The 22,817-nt window shown below is 68.4% G+C and carries 18 protein-coding genes and 5 pseudogenes; 10 read left to right on the forward strand and 13 right to left on the reverse strand.

Features of this window, described 5'->3' with window-relative positions; translation table 11 throughout:
• Positions 1–589: ester cyclase (locus ADL12_RS06755; protein WP_062699569.1), on the forward strand; the 589-nt coding region annotated here is incomplete at its 5' end.
• Positions 590–720: 131 nt separating this feature from the next.
• Here ADL12_RS06755 and ADL12_RS06760 read toward each other — a convergent pair.
• Positions 721–1,176 (reverse strand): annotated as a pseudogene (locus tag ADL12_RS06760) (CBS domain-containing protein); the annotation flags it as partial.
• A 40-nt stretch (positions 1,177–1,216) separates the two neighbouring features.
• Between ADL12_RS06760 and ADL12_RS56170 the strand changes: the two are divergent.
• Positions 1,217–1,321 (forward strand): annotated as a pseudogene (locus tag ADL12_RS56170) (MarR family transcriptional regulator); the annotation flags it as partial.
• Here ADL12_RS56170 and ADL12_RS53750 read toward each other — a convergent pair.
• Positions 1,321–1,731, reverse strand: a complete 411-nt coding sequence (locus ADL12_RS53750; RefSeq protein ID WP_062699572.1) for a hypothetical protein — start codon at positions 1,729–1,731, stop codon at positions 1,321–1,323. The pseudogene ADL12_RS56170 and the gene ADL12_RS53750 sit on opposite strands and share 1 nt — an antisense overlap.
• Before the next feature lie 373 nt (positions 1,732–2,104).
• On the opposite strand from ADL12_RS53750, the gene ADL12_RS06770 reads away from it, so the two are divergent.
• Both ADL12_RS06770 and ADL12_RS52435 read left to right on the forward strand, forming a co-directional pair.
• Positions 2,105–3,760 (forward strand): FAD-binding oxidoreductase, encoded by a 1,656-nt coding sequence (locus ADL12_RS06770; protein WP_062699574.1) that lies wholly within the window; start codon positions 2,105–2,107, stop codon positions 3,758–3,760.
• Between the two features lie 77 nt (positions 3,761–3,837).
• Positions 3,838–4,089 (forward strand): annotated as a pseudogene (locus ADL12_RS52435) (ABC transporter substrate-binding protein); the annotation flags it as partial.
• A gap of 113 nt (positions 4,090–4,202) precedes the next feature.
• Here ADL12_RS52435 and ADL12_RS06780 read toward each other — a convergent pair.
• On the reverse strand, positions 4,203–4,670 hold the full coding sequence (locus tag ADL12_RS06780) for a DUF7383 domain-containing protein (RefSeq protein WP_159053092.1): 468 nt from the start codon (positions 4,668–4,670) through the stop codon (positions 4,203–4,205).
• 635 nt (positions 4,671–5,305) lie between these two features.
• Complete coding sequence (locus tag ADL12_RS53755; RefSeq protein ID WP_159053093.1) at positions 5,306–5,677, reverse strand: hypothetical protein; 372 nt, start codon at positions 5,675–5,677, stop codon at positions 5,306–5,308.
• 45 nt (positions 5,678–5,722) lie between these two features.
• On the opposite strand from ADL12_RS53755, the gene ADL12_RS49780 reads away from it, so the two are divergent.
• Positions 5,723–6,573, forward strand: a protein-coding gene (locus tag ADL12_RS49780; protein ID WP_107119848.1) for an IS5 family transposase whose coding sequence is annotated in 2 segments (ribosomal slippage) — positions 5,723–6,085 and positions 6,088–6,573 — 849 coding nt in all. Because the reading frame shifts where the segments join, the coding sequence is not laid out codon by codon here.
• Here the strand turns inward: ADL12_RS49780 and ADL12_RS06795 are convergent.
• On the reverse strand, positions 6,557–7,123 hold the full coding sequence (locus ADL12_RS06795; protein ID WP_159053094.1) for a hypothetical protein: 567 nt from the start codon (positions 7,121–7,123) through the stop codon (positions 6,557–6,559). The genes ADL12_RS49780 and ADL12_RS06795 overlap by 17 nt on opposite strands.
• Positions 7,124–7,854: 731 nt before the next feature.
• Here ADL12_RS06795 and ADL12_RS53760 point away from each other — a divergent pair.
• Positions 7,855–8,283, forward strand: coding sequence for a hypothetical protein (locus ADL12_RS53760; protein WP_079051880.1), 429 nt, complete (start codon positions 7,855–7,857; stop codon positions 8,281–8,283).
• A gap of 179 nt (positions 8,284–8,462) precedes the next feature.
• Here the strand turns inward: ADL12_RS53760 and ADL12_RS06800 are convergent, their stop codons facing one another.
• On the reverse strand, positions 8,463–8,927 hold the full coding sequence (locus ADL12_RS06800) for a hypothetical protein (RefSeq protein ID WP_062699587.1): 465 nt from the start codon (positions 8,925–8,927) through the stop codon (positions 8,463–8,465).
• A gap of 503 nt (positions 8,928–9,430) precedes the next feature.
• On the opposite strand from ADL12_RS06800, the gene ADL12_RS06805 reads away from it, so the two are divergent.
• Positions 9,431–9,721 (forward strand): hypothetical protein, encoded by a 291-nt coding sequence (locus tag ADL12_RS06805; protein WP_062699589.1) that lies wholly within the window; start codon positions 9,431–9,433, stop codon positions 9,719–9,721.
• 205 nt (positions 9,722–9,926) lie between these two features.
• A pseudogene (locus tag ADL12_RS06810) lies at positions 9,927–10,259 on the forward strand (GNAT family N-acetyltransferase); the annotation flags it as partial.
• Positions 10,260–10,406: 147 nt separating this feature from the next.
• On the opposite strand, the gene ADL12_RS06815 reads toward ADL12_RS06810, so the two are convergent.
• Complete coding sequence (locus ADL12_RS06815; RefSeq protein WP_244187800.1) at positions 10,407–11,108, reverse strand: hypothetical protein; 702 nt, start codon at positions 11,106–11,108, stop codon at positions 10,407–10,409.
• Positions 11,105–12,505, reverse strand: a complete 1,401-nt coding sequence (locus ADL12_RS06820) for an SMI1/KNR4 family protein (protein ID WP_062699591.1) — start codon at positions 12,503–12,505, stop codon at positions 11,105–11,107. The genes ADL12_RS06815 and ADL12_RS06820 overlap by 4 nt, the downstream gene beginning before the upstream one ends.
• A 139-nt stretch (positions 12,506–12,644) precedes the next feature.
• Between ADL12_RS06820 and ADL12_RS06825 the strand changes: the two genes are divergently transcribed.
• Entirely contained in the window at positions 12,645–13,139 is a 495-nt protein-coding gene (locus ADL12_RS06825; RefSeq protein ID WP_062699593.1) for a hypothetical protein, read from the forward strand.
• A 522-nt stretch (positions 13,140–13,661) separates the two neighbouring features.
• Here ADL12_RS06825 and ADL12_RS06830 read toward each other — a convergent pair.
• Both ADL12_RS06830 and ADL12_RS55440 read right to left on the reverse strand, forming a co-directional pair.
• Complete coding sequence (locus ADL12_RS06830; RefSeq protein ID WP_062699595.1) at positions 13,662–15,044, reverse strand: serine/threonine-protein kinase; 1,383 nt, start codon at positions 15,042–15,044, stop codon at positions 13,662–13,664.
• A gap of 247 nt (positions 15,045–15,291) precedes the next feature.
• The gene (locus ADL12_RS55440; protein ID WP_062699597.1) at positions 15,292–15,858 is read right to left on the reverse strand and encodes an RNA polymerase sigma factor; all 567 of its coding nucleotides are present in this window, start codon (positions 15,856–15,858) and stop codon (positions 15,292–15,294) included.
• 546 nt (positions 15,859–16,404) lie between these two features.
• Here ADL12_RS55440 and ADL12_RS06840 point away from each other — a divergent pair.
• Positions 16,405–17,427 (forward strand): SCO1860 family LAETG-anchored protein, encoded by a 1,023-nt coding sequence (locus ADL12_RS06840; protein WP_159053095.1) that lies wholly within the window; start codon positions 16,405–16,407, stop codon positions 17,425–17,427.
• A gap of 822 nt (positions 17,428–18,249) precedes the next feature.
• Here the strand turns inward: ADL12_RS06840 and ADL12_RS06845 are convergent.
• From ADL12_RS06845 to ADL12_RS58355, 3 genes and pseudogenes are all read right to left on the reverse strand, one after another.
• Positions 18,250–18,834: a YceI family protein gene (locus tag ADL12_RS06845; RefSeq protein ID WP_062699601.1), complete on the reverse strand. Its 585-nt coding sequence runs from the start codon at positions 18,832–18,834 to the stop codon at positions 18,250–18,252.
• Between the two features lie 1,283 nt (positions 18,835–20,117).
• Entirely contained in the window at positions 20,118–22,469 is a 2,352-nt protein-coding gene (locus ADL12_RS06850) for an ATP-binding protein (protein WP_244187801.1), read from the reverse strand.
• Between the two features lie 9 nt (positions 22,470–22,478).
• Positions 22,479–22,703 (reverse strand): annotated as a pseudogene (locus ADL12_RS58355) (helix-turn-helix domain-containing protein); the annotation flags it as partial.
• Between the last annotated feature and the right edge of the window lie 114 nt (positions 22,704–22,817).

Below are 22,817 nucleotides of genomic sequence, written 5' to 3' on the forward strand. Positions count from 1 at the left end.
CTCGATCGTCGGGCAGGACCGCTCGGACTCCACCCATGTCGTCGAGATCGTGGAGTTCCCGTCCTACGAAGAGGCCATGAAGAACTCCAACCTCCCCGAAACCAACCGCATCTTCGAAGAACTGGTCGCCGCCTGCGACGAGACGCCTTCCTTTACGGACCTCGACGTCGTACGGGACGAACAGCTCAACAAGATGATCGCCCGCCGCTTCTTCAACGAGGTCATCAACGCCAAGAACCTCGACCTGGCCGACGAACTGTGCACCGACAACTACCGGGAGCACGACCCCGCCCTCTCCTCCTACGACGTGGACCTCGCCCAGGCCAAGCGGGAGAACGGCGAGATCCTGGACGCCTTCAACCCCCAGCTCACACTGGAGAGCGTGATCGCCGAGGGCGACCTGGTGACCTGCCGGCTCAACTTCCAGGGCCGGCACACCGGCACCTACCAGGGGATAGAGCCCACCAACCGGGACGTCGCCGGAACCGGGCACGCCACGTTCCGCTGCCAGGGCGGCAAGATCGCCGAGAGCTGGTGGAACTGGGACGACCTCGGCTTGCTGCGGCAACTGGGGGTCGTGGAGGTCTGACGGAGACCAAGATCGGTCGTCAGCAGCGCTGATTGACGCTGCACGCGCGGCAGTGTGCAGACGGTGTGCGGCACCCGGACGACGTGCTCGAGCGCCCCGGGCAAGCCGGGGCGCGCGACTGCCGGGCGTCGTCATACCGCCTGCGGTTGCAGGTAGCGGGCCAGCAGGTCGTCCAGGCTCACCATGCCGGTGCGGCGGCCCGAGCCGTCGAGGACCGCGGCGAGCGAGGCGCGGCGCTGGCGCAGCAGGCTGATGGCGTCGGCGACTGTGGTGCCCTCGGTCAGTTCGGGCACCGGGCGGGCCAGGGCGTCACGGGCGTGGACCGAGCCGAGGACGGTGCCGTGCTCGCAGACCAGGAGCCGGGTGCGACCTCTGTCGGCGCCCTGTCGCAGGAGCTCGTCAGCATCGGCGCCGCCGTCGACCGAGGTGATCTCGGCGGCCGGGACCTGCAGCACCTGTACCGGGGTCTCGGGCTCGGTCAGTGAACGCGTCAGCGGTTCCGAGTCCGTCTCGCTGATCAGGCCGAGCCGCTCGGATTCCGCCACGAAGTGGGTGAGCTGCTCGCGTTTGTGGACCGAGGCAGACTCCGGGCATATCGGTGCGTGATGCCCGGAGCCGCTGGCGGGGATGGTTGCTGACGCCACGGATCACCAGGACCGCCGGTGGACGTTCCTGACCAACCATGCGCGGGTACTCGCCGCGCTCGCCCGGGAGCCCAACGCACGGCTAGCCTAGGTCGCAACCGCCTGCCAGATCACCGAGCGTTCCGCCCAGCGCATCGTGGCCGATCGAGGTCTGCCGAGGTGGTCACCCCCACCCTCGTCCACAACGTGCTCGGGCAGCGCGCCTCCGTCATCGGCTGCCCCGTCGCCGGCACTCCGCTCGTCATCCCCGAAGGAGACCACCGTCTCCCCGGGCCTCCCACCCCACCTGTGAGGTCCGTCATGCAGGAACAGCAGCCACCGGACGCCGAACATCCGCCAGTCCACACACCCTGCGCCCTGTCCTGCCGCAGCCTCGCCGGACACACCGCCGTCGAACTCCACGGCGAGATCGACCTCGCTGCCACGATGGAACTCGGCACCTACCTGGACACCGTGACACGCCGCCCACTCGCCCGGGTGACCGTCGATGTCCGGCATACGCCTGCATGCCCTGGCATCACCTCCTGGCGGCCCGATCCTGCGACCGGCGGCACTCGGTCCTGTCCACTCGGCTGTGCGTGGGCGCCGACCCGGCCGTGTCTGCCCGGCGTGCCGACAACGGAGTCGAGGTCGTGCTGACTCCGCCGAGCCGAGTGCCCCACGACCGGCATGACGTCGCTCCAGGCCCTCCGAACCACGTCGAACCCGGGTCTCGCGAGGCACGTCGAACCGCGCGCTCCGGCGCCCGGGACAATGCTGTTGCTGCCCCCTTGCGCCCGTGACCATCACCCGGATGGCGGAGTCACCGAATCCGTCCGCACGCGAGCCTGTCGGTGACCGATGGTTACCACCTGCCGTGGAGGTGTCACCCGTGACCACCGCATCCGCCCATCCCCAGCCTGTCGGCCCGACCGAAGTCGGGCCCGGCGACCCGCGTTACGAGGCGCTGCGCCGGGGATTCAACCAGCGTTGGATCGCGAACCCCGAATACGTCGTGGTGGCCTCCCACACCACCGACGTGGTCACCGCCCTCGACACCTTTCTCGCCCGCACCGCCACCGGCTCGTCACCGGGCCGGATCACCGTCCGCTCCGGCGGGCACTGCTACGAGAACTTCGTCTGCGGCGACGATGTCGCCGTCATCGTCGACGTCAGCGCCATGGACGGCGTCTACTACGACCCGCAGATGGACGCGTACTGCGTCGAGGCGGGTGCGACGAACTGGCATACCGTCACCCAGCTCTACCGCCGGTACGGCCTCGCCGTACCCGGTGGCTCGTGTTACTCCGTCGGCGCGGGCGGCCACATCTGCGGCGGCGGCTTCGGGCTGCTCTCCCGGCTGCACGGCCTCACGGTCGACTACCTCTACGCGGTCGAGGTGGTCACCGTGCGCGATGTGACCCATGCCGAGGTCACCGTAGCCCGCAAGGACTCCCCCGAGGCTGCGCTGCGCGACCTGTGGTGGGCGCACACCGGCGGCGGGGGCGGCAACCTCGGCGTGGTCACCCGGTACTGGTTCCGCGGCCTTCCTCAGCCGCCCGCCCAGACTCTCACCAGGGCGCTGTCCTGGAGTTGGAGCCTCTTCGAGAACGATCGGGACAAGTTCAAGGCCCTGGTGCGCCGCTACGGCGCGTTCTTCGAGGGCGAGCAGACGGGCGAGGGGCCGGACATGCTCCGCGAGTTCGACTTCCGCGACATGTTCACGCTCCTCAAGCTGACCAATCGCGCGGCCGGCAAGGTCGGCCTCATCCTCCAACTCGACGGCACCCGCGAGGACTCGATCGACCGCCTCAACCAGTTTCTCCACTGGCTCGCCCCCGAGAACGAATACCCCCAGACCCCGTTCGACGTGCAGATGGGCGAGCACCCCTCGCTCTACGAGCACTACATCCCCACCAGGCTGCCCTGGCTCACGGCGACCCAGAACCTCAACGACTCCGGCCCGAGCCGGTGCGGCAAGTACAAGTCCGCCTACCACACCGCGAACTTCACCGAGCCCCAGCTCGACACGATCTTCGACCACCTCACCAACCCGGCGTACGAGAACGACCAGGCCCTGCTTCAGGTGGACTCCTACGGCGGGCGGATCAACGACGCCGATGCGTCCGCGACGGCGGTTCCGCAGCGCTCGTCCGTGCTGAAACTGCAGTACCAGACGTACTGGACGTGGGGTGAGGACGCCAACCTCGACGGCGTGTACGACTACCAGGACGCCCTGGAAGACCCGGGCATCGCCGAGCCTCACCTGGCCTGGATCCGCGCCTTCTACCAGGACATGTACACGGCCACCGGCGGCGTTCCGGTCGTCCCCGCCCCGGAGCAGCTCGAACCGCCCAACACCGACGGCTGCTACATCAACTACCCGGACGTCGACCTCGGCGACCCCGACCTCAACACGTCCGACCAGCCGTGGTCCCACCTCTACTACGGGGCCAACTACGCCAGGCTCCAACAGACCAAGGCTTACTGGGACCCTCGGAACGTCTTCCGACACGCACAGTCGATCCGCCTCCCGGGAACGCAGTAGCACTCCCAGTCCGAGCAGGAGCGGAACAGGGATCCGGGGTTGCTGTCCGAAGTTTTGACAGTCAGCTGAGGTTTCAGGGCGAGGGCCCGTTCAAGCTGGACTGGTTCCGCTCCGGCAACGCCCGGCTGGTGCGCAACGAGGACTGGTACGGCGGCGACGTCCTCCTCGACGCCATCGAGGTCAAGATCTTCGAGAGCCCGCAGGCGATGGCGAACGCGCTGCTCGCCGGGCAGATCGACGTCGCCTCCAACGTCGGTGGGGTGGCGGCCCGTACGGCCGAGAAGCGCGGGGATATCCAGGTCGTGCGGCGGCCCAACGATGTTGGCCTCGGTGGACACGCGCGGCGCACTCATCGGCGGGCCGTCGGAGGCCACCACGGCGCGAAGCGGGTCTAGTCCGTCCGTGTGCACTGGGGCCCGGTCTCGAAGGTGTACTGATGACCTCAGTAGTCACCGTGATCGTCGCGATCCCGGCGCCTGTCGTATCGGTCGCTGTCGGCGCCGTCCACCTCTTCGCGCCAGTGGACGACAACGTTTCCGACAATGAAGTTGTCCGTCTGGGGCGTTGAGCCGTGCAAAATTTGGATCGTGTTTCTTCCCCTCCGCAAGATCCCCTCTTCGATCGGATCAAGCCAGGTCTCCCAGACGGGCCTTCCCGGCTGCTGACTGGCGATGTCGAACTGCCGAAGGTCTTCACCGTTCACAAGGATCCGGTGAGTTTGGTAATCCACACCAAACACCTGGATCACCAAGTAACCATCTCCGACAGGTTCTCTGTCCACCTCGAACCGTTTCTCGGAGGTCTCCTGCCCGACGTATCGCGATGAACCCGGGTTGAAATTGCTGGGGGGTCTACGATCGCCGAGGCGTTCGTAGAACGGGATGATTCTGAAGTCCGATCGTGTCTGCATGGCTTGACCTCACTCTGTTCCGCCAGCTCCCCGCCCTCCCGACGCGGCTTCACTCAACAAGAAGTGCGGAAAGGATGCTGGGTAATCAGTGATCTTGTCTGGTTCCGAGAGCGGTGGGGATCAGTCGAACTGCGGACGCCAGCGGGGCCGCTCAGACTCTGAGGTCCGGTGCTAGAGGTGCGTGCCGCTTCATCGGTGATGAGACCACACGAGCAGACACACCGGCCCCTTTGTTCGGCAGTCGAGAGACGTGAAAGCTCTACCCCCGCCCGTTGTGCCATCGCGGGGACAGGATGAAATCTCACCCTTCTCTACGAAAAGAGGCACGCTATTAGCGGTATAGTCCGTTGCCTCCTTAACTTTCCGGACCAGGCCAACGTCTTCGTCCAGCCCTCCAGCGCCGGCCACCTCGCCGGCGCCCGCGCCGTCTGGATCGGCTTCGCCATGGACGACGACTACACGGACGGCCTCCTGCACTGGGCCGTTGCGAGCGGACCGGCATCACTGAGCCGCCCGCGGCACTGGAGCCGCAGTACATCCGCCCTCCGCAAGGCCCCCATCCGTGCACGCCGGTGCTGGTCTGGGAGTGTCGGCGGTGGCTGCCGACGGCTGCGTGTGCTCGCGACCGGATGCCCTCAACGCGGGCGATGGCCGTGCCTGGCCGCGTCGGCTCCTTCCTCCTGCTGACGTCGTACACCCTCGGCGACGAGGTGGTCTCCGAAGCGGACGAGTGGTGCAATCCGAGCTGCTCGCATGTGCCGCATGAACCGCAGTACCGAGACGGCGTTGTCCATGGTCGCCGGTGGCTGCACCAGAGATCGCGCGCTTCCTACCACGGGTTCCACAAGGCTCACATGGCGCTCCGCCTCGATGAGATCGGCTTCCAGAAGAGCCTCTCGCGCGAAGGCGAGCTCTGGTTCGCGCAGGGCAAGGTCCTCCATGGGGTCGGGCAGCACCTCGAGCACCTCATCGATCGATTTGCGGTAGGCGCGGTACTCCACGTGCATGCTTCCGCTAACAACGGCTAACACAATGAGGTGGATCGCCTCTGGTTGCCGTGTCCGGGACGGGAGTTGAGCGTTCGGTCTGGTGTGGGGACGTCGCCGTGGATCGTGTCGGATGAGCTGTGGGATCGCCTGGAGCCGCTGCTGCCGCAGCGTGAACGGCGCTTCCGGTACCCGGGCCGCAAGGCGTTACCGGACCGGGAGGTGCTGTGCGGGATCCTCTACGTGTTGCACACCGGGATCCAGTGGGAGTACCTCCCGAAGGAGATGGGCTTCGGCTCGGGCATGACCTGCTGGCGCCGCCTTCGGGACTGGAACGAGGCCGGCGTCTGGCAGCGGCTCCACGAGGTCCTGCTCGCCGAACTGAACGCAGCCTCGCGGCTGGACTGGTCCCGCTGCGTGGTGGACTCCTCCCACGTCAGAGCGCTAAAAGGGGGAGCCACACGGGCCCCTCGCCGGTCGACCGGGGCCGGGCAGGTTCGAAACACCACCTCGTCACCGACGGACACGGCACCCCGCTCGCCGTCCTGCTGACTGGCGGCAACCGCAACGACGTCACCCAGCTCCTGCCCCTGCTCGACGCGATCCCACCGGTCCGAGGCCGGGTCGGACGACCGCGCCGCAAACCCGACTCGCTCTTCGCCGACCGCGGCTACGACCACGACATCTACCGCGACCAGGTCCGAGCCCGCGGCATCGTCCCCGCCATCGCCCGCCGCGGAACACGACACGGCACCGGCCTGGGCACCTACCGCTGGGTGGTAGAGCGGACCTTCGCCTGGCTGCACGGCTTCCGACGCCTGCGGATCCGCTGGGAACGACGAGCCGACATACACGAAGCGTTCCTCAAACTCGCCTGCTGCCTGATCACCCACCGACAACTCAGCTCATTGTGTTAGCCGTTGTAAGGGGCACCGACACCACCGTCGGAACCATCGTGGGACGTACGGCGGTGTTGTAGAAGTCGGCCGGCAGGCCAGCGGCATGCGCCCGGGCCGCGGCGAACCCCTGCACGTAGACAGTCGCTCGCACCAGTCGGTGGATGGCCTCACGCACCGCGCCCGTGCGCAATCGCTCGGCGGCCGCGCGCAGAACGATCGTGGCGTAGACATTGAACAAGACGTGCACCTGGTGGCCGATGATCCAGCGGGCGAGCCACATTTCCTCCTGACTCCGAGGTTCCTGCCCCGACAGGGCATCAGGCGTCCCACCGCTCCACTCCACCGCACGTACCCGGTGCCCCGTGATTCCTGCCAGGTCCAGGACCACCTGCCTCATCGCGGCGGTCTCACGAGCGATGTCACTGCCCGAGAGCGGGGCTTCACACAAGTCCATGAGCCCCCTGTGGATCACCGAAGCGGCCTGCCGGGCTGCCTGCTCGGCGGTGAGGGCGGCGGTGCGGACCCGGAAGTAGCTCTGCACGGGAGACTTGCTCGGCAGCCCGTCCACATCGAAAGGGACACCTTGAGCCGGCAGCGCCCGGACCAGCCTGGCAGCTGCGACGGCCGCTGCTCGTAACCCTGCGGAGCGCCCCGTGGTGGTCCCGAATGCCGGGACGGAGGCCAAAGCAGCGGCAAGCCGTTCGGCCTCAGTGCGCGCCTCGGCCTCCAGGCAGGGCAAAGAGTGCGGCTGCATGGGCTCGCAGAACACGGCGATCGGGGGAAGAGCGGAGAGGACTTCCTCAACTGCCATCCGGCAGACCTCCTGAGTTTCCGCCACACCCGCGTCGCGTGGCGCCCGAACTCGATGCTAGGGCGATGCGGTCAGTGCAGCATCCGCTCCGGCTCACCAGGCCAAGAGCAGACGGCCCCCACCGTCGAATCGCCGCTGAACTGCGCACACGCACTGGCCATACGGGCTCAATCAGCCATATCTCCCGCTCAGTGGCTCGGCCTACTCGCCGGGCTCACACTCGGCGCGGCGGGCACGGCAGGTGTCAACTCCACCCCCCTTGCGGGTAAAGGGGTCATATGCGTGGGGGGGCGGATCCGAGTCAGACAAACCATGTTGGTAGCGGGCACAGTCGTCGCGGTGGTGTTCTTCTGGTGGGTAGCGCTCGGCCCTCTGACCTGGCTGATCGCCGGAGACACCGTGAGGACGATCTCCGATGCGAAGGACCGGGCGGCGCACTGAACACTGTTCGGCAATCCATCATTCAGTCTGCGGCAGGAACTGGAGCCGTGGGTGCACTCGTGTTCACTGCCCGCAACTACCTTCTGTCACGTGAAGGCCAAGTCACCGATCGATACGCGACGGCGATTGGGCAGCTCGCCTCGGACAAGGGCGATGAACGTATGGGCGGAATCTACGGGCTGGAGCGGATCATGGCCGACTCACCGCGCGACCACTACACGATCGTGGAAGTCCTGGCTGCTTTTGTGCGGGAGCATGCACAAACACCCGCCGCCCCGGATGCAGTTGATGCGCGCGCGCCAGCGGATGTGCAGGCAGCTCTCACCGTGTTGGGACGTCGGCCGCAGCGACCAGAGTTGAAACTGAGGCCGATCAACCTGATCGGCGCGTGGTTCTGCGCACTGATCGGCGCCACCATCGCGCTGCTGCTACTCAGCAAGTGGCACGACCGCCAGCTGGCGCGGCCGGCCAGGTAACCAGGAAGGCCAATCCCCGCACCGCGCACGCGGCACCGCGCCTCACTTCCCGGCAACGGTACAGGCGTTGCCGAGTGGCACACCACTGCGGAGGATTCGGCGTTCGCGCTAATCGCGGAACGCCACCCGCAGGGCCACGTGGCGGCGCTCACCAAACCGATCATCCTCACCTGAGCCGGTCAACTCGGGCTTGGATTCGGAGCGTCCACCGCCTCGCCCGGCAACGTGACAACACCACCGATCTCCTGCGTAACCCGGGCCTGTCCCTTCAGGAACGCGAACCGGTTCAGCAAGGTGTACCCCTCGCACAGCACCACCTCGTGGCCGGCGTAGCTCTCCAGGTTGAGAACGGCGGCCTCCACGTTGGTGATCTCGCTGACCAGCATCGGTATGCCGGAGCTGCCGAGTGCGTGTGCGGCACCGGCGCGTTCGTACAGCACGGGCACGAGCGCGGAGCCGCTGGCGTCGATGACCGTCGATGCAGGGCTGTCACTCAGCTCACGCAGCCGCGTCCGGGCGTGGAAGGTGACGCGCTCGATCGCCCGCAGTTCGTCCATGGTGATCTCGAACGCCAGTGGCTCTGGCGTGGCGGCGGAAGCGGCGCGGCCGGCAGCGCGCTTGGCGCATCTCTTGAAGATCGGCACAGAGAAGGGCCTCCTCACGGACGGTCCGACACGAGCACAACACCCCGACGGCGGGCGTCGGTGCGGCGAACTCTGTGTCAGCGCGGGTCAGATGGCGTGGGGAGACCGAAAGCGACCCTTCTGACAGGGGTGAAGCGCTTTCCATGGTAGACGCGAAATGATCAATGAAGTCTGGCCGAAGAATTACGAATGTGTGACGGCATGGGGCCGGCCGCGAGGACCCTCAACGAGTCACCCGAACCACACCCTCCTGAATCACCGAAACCGCCAACCGCCCGTCCTGCGTGTCAATGCGAGGTCGCGCAGCGCGTCGGGCAGGCTGGCGACGGCACAAAACGCGTACCGCGGCAACGTGCGGCGTAAGCGACGGTGACGAAACAGCACAGGTTGGAGCTGTACTTGACGGCGCCACCGACGAGCCGCGCGCCGAGCACGGGGGAGCGTCTTTGGAGAGCAAGATTCTGCGGCTGCGCGTGCTGGCGGAGGGCCCGTAACGGGCGTGGATGGCGGTCAGTGGAACGCTCGGACCGGCCACGGAACATCATGTCCGGCAGCGGCTGAGTGACCGCGCCAAGGCCGGAACCTACCTTTTCTTCCTCGACGTGCGGGACCTGCACTGCGCCGAGCAGGCGGCACGGGACGGACTGATGGCCCTGTTCCCGGTCGGCTCCCGTGTCCGCTTCCATCTCGTCGGCGCCCCCGCCGAGCTCCGCGCATCGATTGGCGCTGACCCGCGGTTCGTATTGCATACCGATTTGGAGGCCGCCTGGAACCGGTGGTCGAAGGCCGAGTGACCAAGCCGTCGGCGACCGAGGAGGCGGAACTCCACTGCGATGAACCTCAGGAACTCGTGGAGAGCCCCCTCCACGTGGTCACGGCACGGTTCCCAGTCGAGGATCCAGCAGTTGGTGACGGGCTATCGAGCTGGGCCTCAGCGGTAGCCCCCGAGCCCAGGCCAATCGCGTTCTGGCGCCCTGCCGTCTGCCCCTGGAGCCTTTGCGAGTCACCGCCGATTACATCGCCCGGCACCGGGTTTTCGTGGCCGTCGATGCGGTCGGGCGGCCGCTGGGCTTCTACGCCCTGGTGCTGGAACCACCGGAGCTGGACCTGGCGTTCGTGGCGGACAGCGCACAGGGAAGGGGCATCGGCCGGCTCCTCGTCGAGCACATGGTCGGCCAGGCCAGGGAGGCCGGTCTGACTGACGTCCGCGTGGTCTCTCATCCCCCAGCCGAGGAGTTCTACCGGCGCCTGGGCGCCGAGCGGGTGGGGACGGTCGCCCCGTCGCCGCCGAAGGTCGCGTGGGAGCGTCCGGAGCTGCGGTTCACCGTCTGACCAGGCGCGGCCGGCCGGACTTCTCACCCCTCGGCAACGACGCTTCCAGCACAGCCCATGGTTCGTCTGTCAGATCTCCATGTGCCGCGAACCAAGATCGTCCCATGGTCAGGATCTGCTTTCTGCACGCGCCCCGGCGCCCCGGCGTCAGTGCTGGTTCACCGGAAAGACGGCCGCCGGATCGCAACGCGCCGGGCAGGCAAGCAGGTAGACCTCGTTGCCGAGGAACAGGAGGTAGGCGTCGTCCCGGATGCTGTAGGGCTGCACCGGGGCCCCGGAGTGGACGCCGAACTCCTGGTACTCGGGTACCTGGCAGAGGAACGCCATCTCCGTGCCGCACGCGCACCAATACCGCTCGGGCCACTGCGCCCAGGCCGCCGTACCACCCACCTTGAAATGCACGTCGAACGGCCCGTGCGCGTCCACGAAGGGCCGCAGGGTCAGGGGCAGGGCGCGCACGGCCGGTTCGGGCTCCGCTTCCGGCACCCCCGGGTCACGCTGGAGCAGCACCCGCCAGAACGAGCCCGGGAACGGCGGCTGCGGAGCCTCCCAGAACCGGGGCACGAGGCGGCCGTCGGCCGTCACCGGGTCGGACGCGTCGTTGTGGTGGGCGCAGTGGAAGACCGACAGGTGTTCTCCGCCGAAGAACTCGATGTCGTCCGGCAGGTCCAGTTGGAAGAACAGGGCCATCCGCTCGCCGCAGAAGCAACGCGGCCACTCCTGGTCGTCGTCGAAGTAGGGCCACCCGCCCAACGAGTTCCGGGCCGGCCGGTCCAGCGGTTCCGTACCGGTCTCGACCCTGTACGCGGGCAGCGGCGCCCACATCTCCTCCACTCCGCCGTCGCTCACCGGGTGCCCCCGGCCGTCCGGTCGGTGTCCAGGTCGCCTTCGAGGACGGTCCGGGTGATCAGGGGGCGGTCCCACAGGGCGAGGAGCTCATTGGCGAGGTCGAGGACCGGCAGCGGGTGCTGTTCGCCCTGCACATCGATGGCGGCGGCCGACAGGCTCCGGGGGACGGCGCCCGCGTCGAGCAGGACGCGCCACTCCTCGGGGCCGAGGCTCAGGTACTCCAGACCCGTCAGCCCGGCGATCTCCAGGGGATCAGCCAGCGTGCCCGGGGAGGCGGTGAGCGTCCGCAGGCGGGGGAGGCCGGCGACCGGGGCGAGGCCGACCGGCTCGCCCTTCCGACCACCGATCCGGAGCACCTCCAGCTCGGGCCGGGCGGCGGCCACCATGCTGCCCGGGCTGTGTGTGCTCACCTGGGCCACCACCGGCGGACGGCTCCAGTCATGGTCCGAGCGCCAGTCGCTGCGGTGGTTGACCACCATGTCGGTGAGGGAGTCGGCGCGCAGTGCGGCCCCGATGCTCCGCTCGTGGTCGATCATGATGACCTGCCCGGCGTGTCCGCCCGGGCCCGGTGTCAGGTCGAGGGCCAGCCGGTCGCCGCCGCCGTTGTCGCCGAAGGCGATCCAGCCGGGCGAGCCGACGAGGCCCTGCACGGCGGCGTCCGGTGCGGTGACGACCGCGTCCTTGGCGGCGAACTGCCAAGGGCAGGGACGGGACCGGGCGTCCGCGATGTAGAGCCCGTCCAGGGGGAAGAGCTCACAGCCGACCGCTTTGCTGACGCGTTCCTGCGCCGCGTAGTCGCCGCTCCAGTCCTGCCACCGCGCACGGGTGACGCGGTAGAGGGCCTTGAGCTCGTCGGGCAGCGTGACACCGAGGCGCGCCTCCGCTGTGGCTATCTCCTCCTCGGTGGCACCGATGGCGTCGGGGAGCCGCCCGCGAACGGTCCGCTCCAGCAGCGCCGGGTCCGCCGACGGCGCCGGCGCCGCGCCCGGGACCTCCTCGGGCAGGCGCCGCCAGGGCTCGGGAACGGCGCCCTCGACCAGGACCAGGGCTCCGACGAAAGGGCTCCTGACGCCGTGCTCCACGGCGGGCCCCGCGTCGATGACATGGAGCACGGTCTTCCCGTCCGGCGCCGTCTCGACCATGTACGAAACGCCGCTCGCGCCGTCGGCCCTGAGGGCGGCCTGGACCCGTTCCACGGCGGTGAACTGGTCCTGCATGTCTGCCACTTGCAGGGCTCGCCCTGGCACCGGGCGCGGCTGTTGCGCGGGCAGGGTCCAACTGCCGAGACTGATCTGGCCCGTGAAGCAACCACCCGGCGCGGCAAGCTGCTCCGCGTGGGAATCCCGCACCAGCCGCAGCAGCGGCTCCCAGGTCGCGAAGTCATGTATCGAGGACAACGGCTCTCTCCGCTCGGTCGGTTGGTTGGCCGGCAGCACTCCTGATCACTGCGTGCGACGCGATCCTAGGACCGGCCACTGACACTGCCGCTCCGTCTGATCTACCGCCTCCCGAGACACGGAGACCGGGAGAAGAGCGATGGGTGTTCTGACCGACTGCTTCCGCGCACCGAAAGCCGCAGCGGTGGTGCAGTCGCTGGAGGAGACGGACGGCGGATCCCCGCTCCACGCGGAACCCCCGGTGTTCGACGGAGTCGACGCCAAGCGTGTGGATCCGGTCGTCGTCCTGGGGCAGTTGGTCGCCGCCATCCGCCGGACGGAGTGGCGGGTGGACCTGGTGGAGCAGACGACCGTGTGGCCGACCTCCCCGGAACCGGGTCCGGACGGCCCCGAGTCCGAGGACGACCCGTGGGCGACGGGACCGTGGGTGTCGGAACTCCATCCCCTGGTAAGGGACACACTGGCCGGAGTACGGGACTCCGAAGTTCCCGCGGTCGTCGCCAGATGGCTACAGGCGGAGGAACTCCAAGGAGCGAGCCTCGAGGAAACGCAGCCACTGGCCGAGGAACTCTTCCTTCTTTCCAGACGGGCTCACGCGGCCGGTGAGCGGCTCTACTGCTGGATGTCACTGTGAGGCCGCGCCGCCGCTGATCGTTCCTGTCGGCCGCTTGCCGCGAGGCGGGTGGCATGTCGACCCCATACCGGATTCGTCTGCGCAGCCCACCCCGAGGACGGCTGCCTTCGTTGATCTCCAGGAACAGCGTTCGGCGACCGGTTCTGGAGGCGTCCGATGATCACGTGGTCACGGATCTCGATGGGAGACGACGGCACTGTCGTGTCCACGAACGGAGGACGGCCAGCCTCTCCGTCAGAGCGGCCGACCGTCGAAAGGGCCTCCGGAGCCGGGCTCGAACGTCGTGCCGAGGTCGTACTGCGCGATCCCGAAAGGTTGGAAAATGGACGCGGACGCGGAGGAGGCTTCAACAAGCCGCGATCCGCAGACACCTGCGCCGCTAGGACCGCGTGCACCACGGGGCCGGGGCTCACGGCCAGGACGACGGCGACGACGACTGAGCGCCAACGACGGCGCCCTGTCGGAGGGGCGTAGGCGCCACCCCCTTGCGGCGGCGCCGGACGGATGGGGACCCAACCGTGGTCAGCCGTCGTCCTCGCCTCGACGCTCCCACTCCTCCTTGTCCTTCCTCTTTTCCCTGGCGTTCTCGCCTCCTACCCCTTCTGTCTCTTGGCCCTCGTCGTCCGAGAGAACAGAACTCGAAGGGCTTGGAGCGGCATTGGAGAGGACTGGGAGGGGGCTGGCTGGGCTTGGAGTGGCGCTCGGCTCAGCGGACCGAGCCGAGCGACTCGCTGCCGGATCAGGGCTCGTGGTACTGCTGGGACTGGTCCGAGAGTTTTCCGCCGCGCTGTTGTCAGGTGACCACCACACCATGCCGACGAGCATGGCCGCCAGGAAGATCACGGCCCCGGCGACGGCACTCACCAGCATCGGACGACGTGAGACGAGGTGCCGTACGTCCGGCCGCTGCCGGACCGCACGGCGAGATGGGCGGCCGGTATGCCCCGAGGCGGACGGCAGCATGTACGTGGTCGCGGGCCCTGGTTCACCGACCGGGCCGTCCTGACCAGGCCCGAGCCCGGGGCTTGGTGGCGGGCCCGACGGGGACACCGTCCGCTGCCGGGACGTCGGTGCGGCAGCGGGCAGGGGCTCGGGACGGCCCTGCCATGCCCCGGCGGCGAACCAGTCAGCGGCCTGCTGGGCGGTGGGCCGCTCCTCCGGCTCCTTCGCGAGCAGGCCCAGCAGGTAGTTCTCGAACGCAGGCGGCAACAGGATGCAAAGCTCGCGCGGCGGTACGGGCGCGGCGTCGAGGTGCTGGTGCAGGATCGCAAGCGCGGTATCAGCCTGGAACGGCGCACGCCCGGTGAGGAGTTGGTACAACACACAACCCAGCGCGTACACGTCCGAGGCCGGTCCGGCGGACCGTCCCAGCGCGCGCTCGGGGGCCAGGTAGAGGCTGGTGCCGACGATCTGCCCGGCGGCGGTCAGAGCGGCGGCCGGGTCGTCGAGGAAACGGGCGATGCCGAAGTCGCCGATCTTGACGGTGCCGTCGGCGTCCAGGAGCAGGTTCGCGGGCTTGATGTCCCGGTGCACGACGCCCTGCCGGTGGGCGGCGGCGAGCCCGGCAGCCGCCTGGGCGGCGATACGGGCGACCTGCTCGGCCGGCAGCCGTCCGGCGGACGCAAGTCGGGCGAGGCTGTCGCCCTCGACCAGCTCCATCACGAGGAACAAACGGTCCTCGTACTCCCCGAAGTCCAGCACGCCCACCACGTTCGGGTGGTTGAGCCGGCCGGCGGTCTGCGCCTCCAGCCGGAAGCGGGAGGCAGCGGTGGGATCGGCCTCCTGGGCCAGCAGGAGCTTCACCGCCACGGGCCGGCCCAGCGTCTCGTCGTACGCCCGCCAGACCTCCCCCATCGCGCCCCGCCCGATCGACGCGTCCAGCCGGTATCGGCCCGCTATCAGCACCTGCGTGTCTTCCTCAGCTTCCGACGACTCGACAGCCGCAGGCCATAACGCACCGCGAAGGCGCGGCGGGTAGTGGGGGGTGCCGCAGCGGCTAAAGCGTACCGGCCGTCGCGTCGGCGACCGACCACGATCACCGACGAAAGGTCTCCCCTCGCTCGTACGGACGCCAGGCCGGGAACAGAGAGCAGGACACGTGGTATCCGGCGAGCAGAACTCGGCTCCAGAACGCTGCGGGCCGTCGCAGGCGTCAGCACCATGCACAGGCCCACTCGGTACGGGGCGCTCCGGGCGCGGGGCCTGACGCGAGGCAGTCGGCCACGAGCCGTGCGGCGCTGTGTGCTGCGGCTTCCACGGACGGGGCGCTGGCTCCGAGAACGCGTGCGGCTCCCGCCTCGTCCAGACCGACAACCATGCGCAGGAGCAGGGCGTCGGCCAGGTCCGGGGGAAGCGCCGAGACCACGCGCCGGAAGTCGGCGCTGCCGCCCGCCCCGACACCGGCATGGCCCGGCCGGCGGTGCTGGTCGTGTACTTGTCGGTGGGCGAGGGATGCGGCCCAGACGCGGAGATCGGTGCCGTCGCCCTGGAAGGAGAACACCTCGTGGGCGATCGTCCGCCACACGGCGTCGGCCGCCTCCGCGGCTGCTGTGTCGTCTCCCAGCTGGGCGGTCAGGTAGCCCAGCAGTCCGGGATGCAGCTGCCGGTAAACGCTCACGAAGCCCGTCTCACGCCCGCGGCGGGCGCGGTCCAGGGCCGCTGTGAGTTCCGTGTCACGCGGCTTGGGATGCCGCCATCGTCTGTGCCAGCCCGCTGCCACGCTGCCTCTCCGGTCCGGTTGAAACGGCGTGCGGGTCCCCACTCCGCGCTCCGCAACACTGCCCCCGACGTTCAGCGCTCAGACGCACAGGACTGTCACAGCAAACGCAAGTCCGCCCGGGCGACGGGTAGGAATGGAACGTTCCGGTGGATCTCCGTGCCACATTACGGGCCGGTACGCCGGAAGGCCGTACTGGCGCTGGCGGATGGTGACCGGAGCCGCGAGCAGGCCGGAGAGGCGGCGGCTACGTCGTCGAGCAGACCTTCTCGCTCCTGCACCGCTTCAAACGCTCGGCTGTCCGCATGGGAGCGACGCCAGCCAGCCGACGGTAACGAGTCACCGGGCCAGAAGGTGCGCGACCGACAACGAACAGGCGAGCAAACCGCACGTTGGAGTGACCCCCTGTCAGATTTTCGCACGACCGACGTCCGTGAGGCCATGATCTGCGGGTCGAGGTCATCGGCGGACACGCTGTACCGAGCACGGCAGCGCCGACGACTCCATGTCTCTGTGGGGGTTTCCAAGGTGTACACGAATGTCTTCAGCATGCCCGCACGCCCAGCCGCTCTCCTGAGCCTCTCGGCTCTGGCGATCGGCGCCGCACTGGCCGCCGGCCCGGCCTATGCCGTACCCGCGGACGAACGCTCCGGCTCCACCGGCAAGGCGACCGCCGTCGCGGCGCGCGCCGATCTCGGCGTCTCCGTGCAGGGCGTCGGCGACGTTCCGGTGAAGAAGGCGCTGGGCGACCTGAGCGCGCCGGGGGACGCGCAGCAAACGCTGCTCACCGCCGGGGTGAACGGTGTGAACAAGGGACAGCCCACAACGCTGGTCAAGGCCAAGGTCGCCCATTCCAGCGTCCAAGCGGACGCGCACCGGTCGGTGGGCGACGTCAAGCTCGTCGACGTACGGGCCTACGCGCCTGGCCTGCCCGCCAACCCGCTGCTCAGCGCCGACCTTCTGACGGCCACGGCCTCCTGCGAGACGGGCAAGAAGCCGACCGCGAAGGCCGCGCTGGCGGACAACGTGACCGTCCTCGGCAAGCCGGTCACCGTCAACGGACCCGGCGACCAGCACGTCGAGGTGCCGGGCGTCGGCACCGTCGACCTCGTACTGGAGAACGTGACCACCACGGACAGCACGGGCACCGCCACCGCGCTCCGGCTGAAGTACACAGTGGCCCCTGCCAAGTTGGGCGTGGTGAAGGCATCCGGAGAGATCGTGCTCGCCGAGGCCACCTGCACGATGCCGGACGGATCCGGCACCGCCAATGACGGTGCGGGCAGTGACGGTTCGAACGGTAACGGATCCGACGATGACGGATCCGACAGTGGCGCGGCCGAGGGCGGCTCGTCCGACGGCCAGCCCTCCGGCGAGTCCGCCGGTTCGAAGGACGCCGACGCCGCGGGCAATCAGGTCACCACGCAGAGCGGCGAGGACGGCGTGAACCTTGCTGAGACCGGCGGCAACTCCGCCACACCTGTCATCGCCGGCCTGGGCGGGGCGCTCCTGCTCGGCGGCGCCGCGACCATGTACCTGCTCCGTCGTCGCCGCAGCACTCAGAACAACTGACGCAGGATCGGTCCCCGAGCGGCGCACCTGCTCGGGGACCGGCGCCGGACCTCGTCGAAGCTCATCGCCGCCAGGTGGCCGACGGCTGCGACGAGCTTCGGCCAGCGGGGGGCGTCCTAGAGCTACGCGGCGGCTGTTCCCGGGACGTACAGGATGTCCTGCAGGCTCAACCGGTCGTCCACCGGTCGCGGCCCGGATGCCTGCTCGGGCCAGAGCGGCGGCAGCGTCTCGATCAGCGCCTACGAGTCGTTGTCCACAATCCACGGCCGAACCTCACACCATCCCGAACGGTAGAGTCGTCACCCCGGTCACGCCCGACCAGCCCACCTCAGCAAGAGCCTGTTACGAGCTCTGAGAACCCACCGCGGACGGTGCTGTGGGGTATTCCAGAGACGGTCCACGCGCCCCAAGCACCGTAGCCAGTCAAGTGCGCACCTCGAGCGTCGCTACGCCAATGTCTGTCTGCAACCACTCTGGACAGGCCGCCCCCTCCCGACTCTGGGGCTGGCCGACGCTGACAGGGGACGCCAGCAGAGGCAGACCCATCACGGGGGGAACGAGCCTGCCCCTGCACATCGGCGCCCGCGTACCCCCTCCACGGAGTGCGGGCCCTATGACCCTCGTTGTCAGGGTCACCTGCTACAGCGTGCCGTGGGCCCGAAGCGTCACCCAGGCAACGGGCACGGTCGCGAACTCAACGCCCTTTGCGGAGAACTCGCGATGGACGTCGGATGCGCCCGGTGACGTCAGCGGCACATGAGCGGACTGGACACCGGCGCACCGAGGCAGCAGGCGGGCACGCAAGGCGTCGCTTCCACGCGGCTACTGGGGTGTCTGCCCGCGGCCAGGCAGCGGTTCGAGTGCGGTCACTTCGTACTCGAACCGCACGTCGTCGGCCAGCTTCAGCGCCCCCAGGAACGCGGTGTACGGCTTGATTCCGAAGGTGGACTGGGTGACGGTCGCCGAGCCGCGCACCATGCCGTCCCCGTCGCTGCCCCCGTGCACGGTCACCGGATGGGTCCGGCCCTTGATGGTGAGTTCCCCGGTGATCTCGAAGGACTCGAGCGTTCCGGTGATCCTGGTGGAGCGGAAGGTGATGGTGGGGTGCTCCGCGGTGTGCAGCAGGGCCTCGCGCTCCAGGGTCCGCTTGATCTCCGCCTTGTCGGCGTCGGTGAGTGGTTTGAGGCCGCCGGTTCCTTCCCGGACGGTCAGCGATCCCGTCTCGACTGTCACGGCCACCGACGACCTCCCGGGGTCGTCGGCGAAGACCACCGCCTCGCCGGACCAGCCGGTGGCCTCGATCACCAGATCGCGCCCCGCCTTCCGGCCGAATCCGGCGCGGCTGGTCTTGATCAGCAGGCGGCCAGCCGACCGCCCGAAGCCATACGTTCCATCACTTACTGTCACAAATCTGACGGTACGTTATGGGCGCGTAGTGCGCGTCCTGAGCTGCGCGAGATGGCTCGAGGACTGCTCGGCCGCCACCCGGCGCAGGTTCAGCAGCGGTCGGCCGAGCAGGAGCGGGCGGGTACCCGGTCCAGGTCGCCGACGCTGAAGTCTGCGGCTCGCGCCGTCTCACATCGCACGGACCCATTGGCGGCCTCAGGCCGATCACACCCCGTACCCGAAAAACGCAAACGGTCTGGTGGGTCGTTACCGATTCGGCTTGCCTCAGATCATCCGGCCCTTCCCTCTGCTGCTGACAGTGCGTCTGTCCCGCACGGCGTCACCGGCGTGTGCGCTGGCGTGCGAGCCGGTGTCCACCGCTTCGCGCCCTGGAGGCCGTCGGCGCACCACGCAAGGACCACCGAGGCATGGATGGTGGCCAGCAGGTCAGGAACTCTGCCCAGTGCGGCATGGTCGGTTCGCGGAAGACGTGCTTCGTGCCGCTCTCCTCTCTCAACCGAATTGGCGGATACGGAAGGCGGTCGCGGAGGTGTAGAGCAGCCAGTCGTCGGCCGTACCGGCGGTGACGAACTCGGCTGCAGCGGCCACGGGTTCGCAGCCCAGGGAACGCTCGGCGTCACCGACCCCGGCGAGGACGGGGCTGCCTAGGTAGGCATCGAAGGTGTCGAAGAGGAAGGGCAGTTCGGCGCGGTGGGTGGCGCCCAGGGCGTACGGGTCCTCGGCGGGGCGTAGTCGAACTCGTACGCATCTCCAGCGGTGAGTGCCTCGCGGACGGCGTAGGCGGACCCCCCTCTCAGCTGCTCCGCGCGGAACAGGGGGTTCGTGTCAGGCCGCTCACCGGTAGATTTCGGTGCGTCGCTGGACCTGTCTCCATGGCAGATTCGGCATGTCGAGTCGCCATACCGCCCGTTGGGGCCAGCGTCTCCGGGGGGGGCGCACGACCACTAGGGCCTCCCGGCATAGCTCGGTTCGATTCGCGTCCCCGAACTACCGAGAGGCCCTTTCCTCATGCGCGTCCAACGGGAAGATCATCCCGGCGGGAAACCCGTTCGACCCGCATGTTCCATGATCGGGGAGTTACGACTTCTCACCGTCCGCGCAGAACCGTGAGACCCACCGGCGGGCGGCTTCTCGGGGCCGCCCGCTCCTGCCGCCTCCGAGCTCCCGGACCTGGCGCAACCGCCTCATCCACAAGCTCTGGTGTCACCGTAGACTTTCGGGACGTCAGATCCCGTCAACCGGGCGGGTGAGATGGGAGTCAGGCCGACGGGCGCCGACGCCCCTCAGGGGGCATAACCGTCGGCCCACCCTTGTGTGCCCTGCTCAGTTCTCGAGTCATCACGATGTGCCGTCGCTGGGTCAGCCCCCTGGTGAGAATGCTCACTGTCTCGGATCGCCTTCTCCAGTGCGTGGCGTAGACCGAGGCGCCGACCTTCCTGGTATGCACGGGTGTACTCGATTTCGCCGAGTGACCTGCGGGCATTTTCGAGGCCGCGTTCCCGGTGGGCGGTCAAGAGGGCGAAGCCGAAGAGCCGAGGAGTGCCGGACGGGTGCCACACGCGGTCCACGGCTCCCAGGAGGACCGCCGCTGAGTGTGCGTCGCCATGGGAGGAAAGCACCCAGGCCAGGGTCTCGCTGAGGGCTGCTTCTCCCAGGTGTTCGTCGATCTTCCTAGTGTGCTGGAGCGCACGATGGAGGAGTTGAAGGGCGATCTTGGGTTGCCCGGCTTCACCGTGGTCGACGGCGAGGGCCCACAGCAGGTAGCACCGGTGCCATGTGTTTCCTTGGGCCTCGGACATCGCCAGGGCTTGTTCGAGCAGGCTGGTGGAGCGAGTGCGCTCACCTTGGAGAACGGCGGCGAAGCCGAGTTGGGCGATGCACTGCTGCTGTGTCAAGAGCGGGGCGGACCAGCGCCCGGTTGCCAGGGCGGAGTTCGCGTGCCGTGCTGCGGTCGCCGTGTCCCCGGTGACCAGTGCCGCCAAGCTCCGCAGCTGTAGAAAGGCGGAGGTGAGTTCGGCGCTGGTCGCCCAGTGCGCCGAGGGGTCCGCAGTGCCGGAAGTGGCGGGCATGTCGGCCAGGACTTGTTCGCTGCGGCTGATCACCTCGTGGGTGCTGTTGTGGTCTCCGTGGAGGAGCAGCAAAAAGCCGGCCACCCATGCGGCTTGACACCATGTGACAGTCGTCGCTGGGGAGGGAGGGTGCGGGTGCCGTTCGAGGATCGTTCGCATCCAGTATGCGCCCTCGCCCACATTGGCCGACGTCAGACAGTGCAGCCAGAAGCCGAGGGAGGCGCGTAATACGGCTTCCGCGGGCTCACCGGTCGGCGGCGGTGCGGTGACGATCTGCCGCAGGTTGGGGTGCTCGGCGCGTAGGCGACGCAGCCACTCGGCCTGTTCAGGGGAACCATAAGCGATTCCGGCCTGTGCGGCGAGATTGAGGTACCACGCACGATGGCGGCGCAGGGCGAGCTGCGCTCGGCCGCTTTCCGCCAGGCGTTCCTGCCCGTACGCTCGGACGGTTTCGAGCATGTGCAGGCGGGTGCGCCCGTCTGTTTCGACGCTGGTGAGGAGTGACTTGTCCACGAGCCCGGCCAGGGCTTCGAACGCGTCATCGGTTGTGCCGGCATCAGGGTCTTCCCCTTCTTCGGCGTGTCCGCAGAGTTGTTCGGCATCGGTGAGCAGCGCACCGCCGGAACACAGTGACAGTTGCTGCCAGGCCGTTCGCTCGGCCTCGGTGCACAACTCGTAGCTCCAGTCGAAGAGTGCGCGCAGCGCCTGGTGGCGAGGGTGTGCTGTGCGGTCGCCGCCGCCGGGGCCGAGCAGGCGGAAGCGGTGGTCGAGTCGTTCCAGGAGTTCATCGACGGTCAGGGTACGCAGCCGTCGTGCGGCGATCTCCAGGGCGAGGGGCAGGCCGTCCAGCCTCTGGCACAGACGAGCAACGGTGTGCAGGTTCGCCTCGGTCCGCCGGAAACCGGGGGCGGCAGCTTCGGCGCGGTCCATGAAGAGGGTCATGGCAGGCGAGGTCACGGGACTCTCGTCAGCGGCGCCTGTCTCGTGCAGTCGCCCATTGACCAAGGTAGGCAGGCCCAACGGTCTCACCTGCAGGACATGCTCGGCACCAATATCGAGGGGCTGCCGACTGGTGGCGAGGATGCGTAGTTTCGGCAAGAGTGCGAGCAAGTCACGGACGGTGCGCACGCATCCGTCCAGCACATGCTCACAGTTGTCGAGCAGGAGGAGGACACTACGTCCCCGTAGCGCCCCGGCAAGTGCGGACAAGGGGTCCTGCCTCGCCCCGGCAACCACGCCAACGGCGGAGGCGATCGCCTCGGCGACGGCGTGGTCGCTGCCGAGGTCGGCCAGCTCCGCACAGTACGTACCATCCGCGAATCGCTCGGCCACCTCACGGACGATTCGCTTGGCCAACCGCGTTTTACCCACACCGCCGACCCCAACCAGCGTGACCAGTCGGCATCGCTCCAGCAGGTCACCGCCGGCGGCCAGCTCAGGCTCACGGCCCACGAAACTGGTGGCTTCCACATGACCGAAGTCAGACGGGACGACGCAGACAGCATTCCCTTGCGTCTCAGGCCCGTACAGGTCGCGCCGTACCTGCTCCCAGCGCGCGTCCCACAAGTGTGGATCCCCACCGCAGGCGCGGACGTAGCCACGGAGTACCTCTCGAGTGGGCAGCCGCTGCCCAGCGGCGGCCTGAGACAGGGTACTGGGGGAGAAATGGGCCGAATCGGCCATCTCTGAATACGTGAGTCCGGCCCTTTCACGGAGCTCGCGCAGCCCCAGCGCGAAGCGTTCCAGCGGACCCGCCTGTGGATCGAGCGGCTGTTCCCGGCGCCCCGGCCTACCTGCCAACTCAGCCCACCTCTCTGAACCGCTCCGGGATCGGTGGAGGCTCTATGCGTTGACTCCAGCCGCCGGTTGGGGCTGGTGTTGAGCGTAGTAGTTGGTCTCGTGCTCGTGGGGCGG

The organism is Streptomyces regalis, from assembly GCF_001509475.1.
GTDB lineage: Bacteria > Actinomycetota > Actinomycetes > Streptomycetales > Streptomycetaceae > Streptomyces > Streptomyces regalis.

Coding starts and splice junctions, on each gene's coding strand:
- ADL12_RS06780 (WP_159053092.1), bottom strand. CDS start 4,670: ATGCAGACACGATCGGACTTCAGAATCATCCCGTTCTACGAACGCCTC.
- ADL12_RS06840 (WP_159053095.1), top strand. CDS start 16,405: ATGCCCGCACGCCCAGCCGCTCTCCTGAGCCTCTCGGCTCTGGCGATC.
- ADL12_RS06825 (WP_062699593.1), top strand. CDS start 12,645: ATGGGTGTTCTGACCGACTGCTTCCGCGCACCGAAAGCCGCAGCGGTG.
- ADL12_RS53755 (WP_159053093.1), bottom strand. CDS start 5,677: ATGCACGTGGAGTACCGCGCCTACCGCAAATCGATCGATGAGGTGCTC.
- ADL12_RS06805 (WP_062699589.1), top strand. CDS start 9,431: ATGGCGGTCAGTGGAACGCTCGGACCGGCCACGGAACATCATGTCCGG.
- ADL12_RS53750 (WP_062699572.1), bottom strand. CDS start 1,731: ATGCCGGACATCGACGGTCACCCGGGCGAGTGGGCGGCGTGTCACGGT.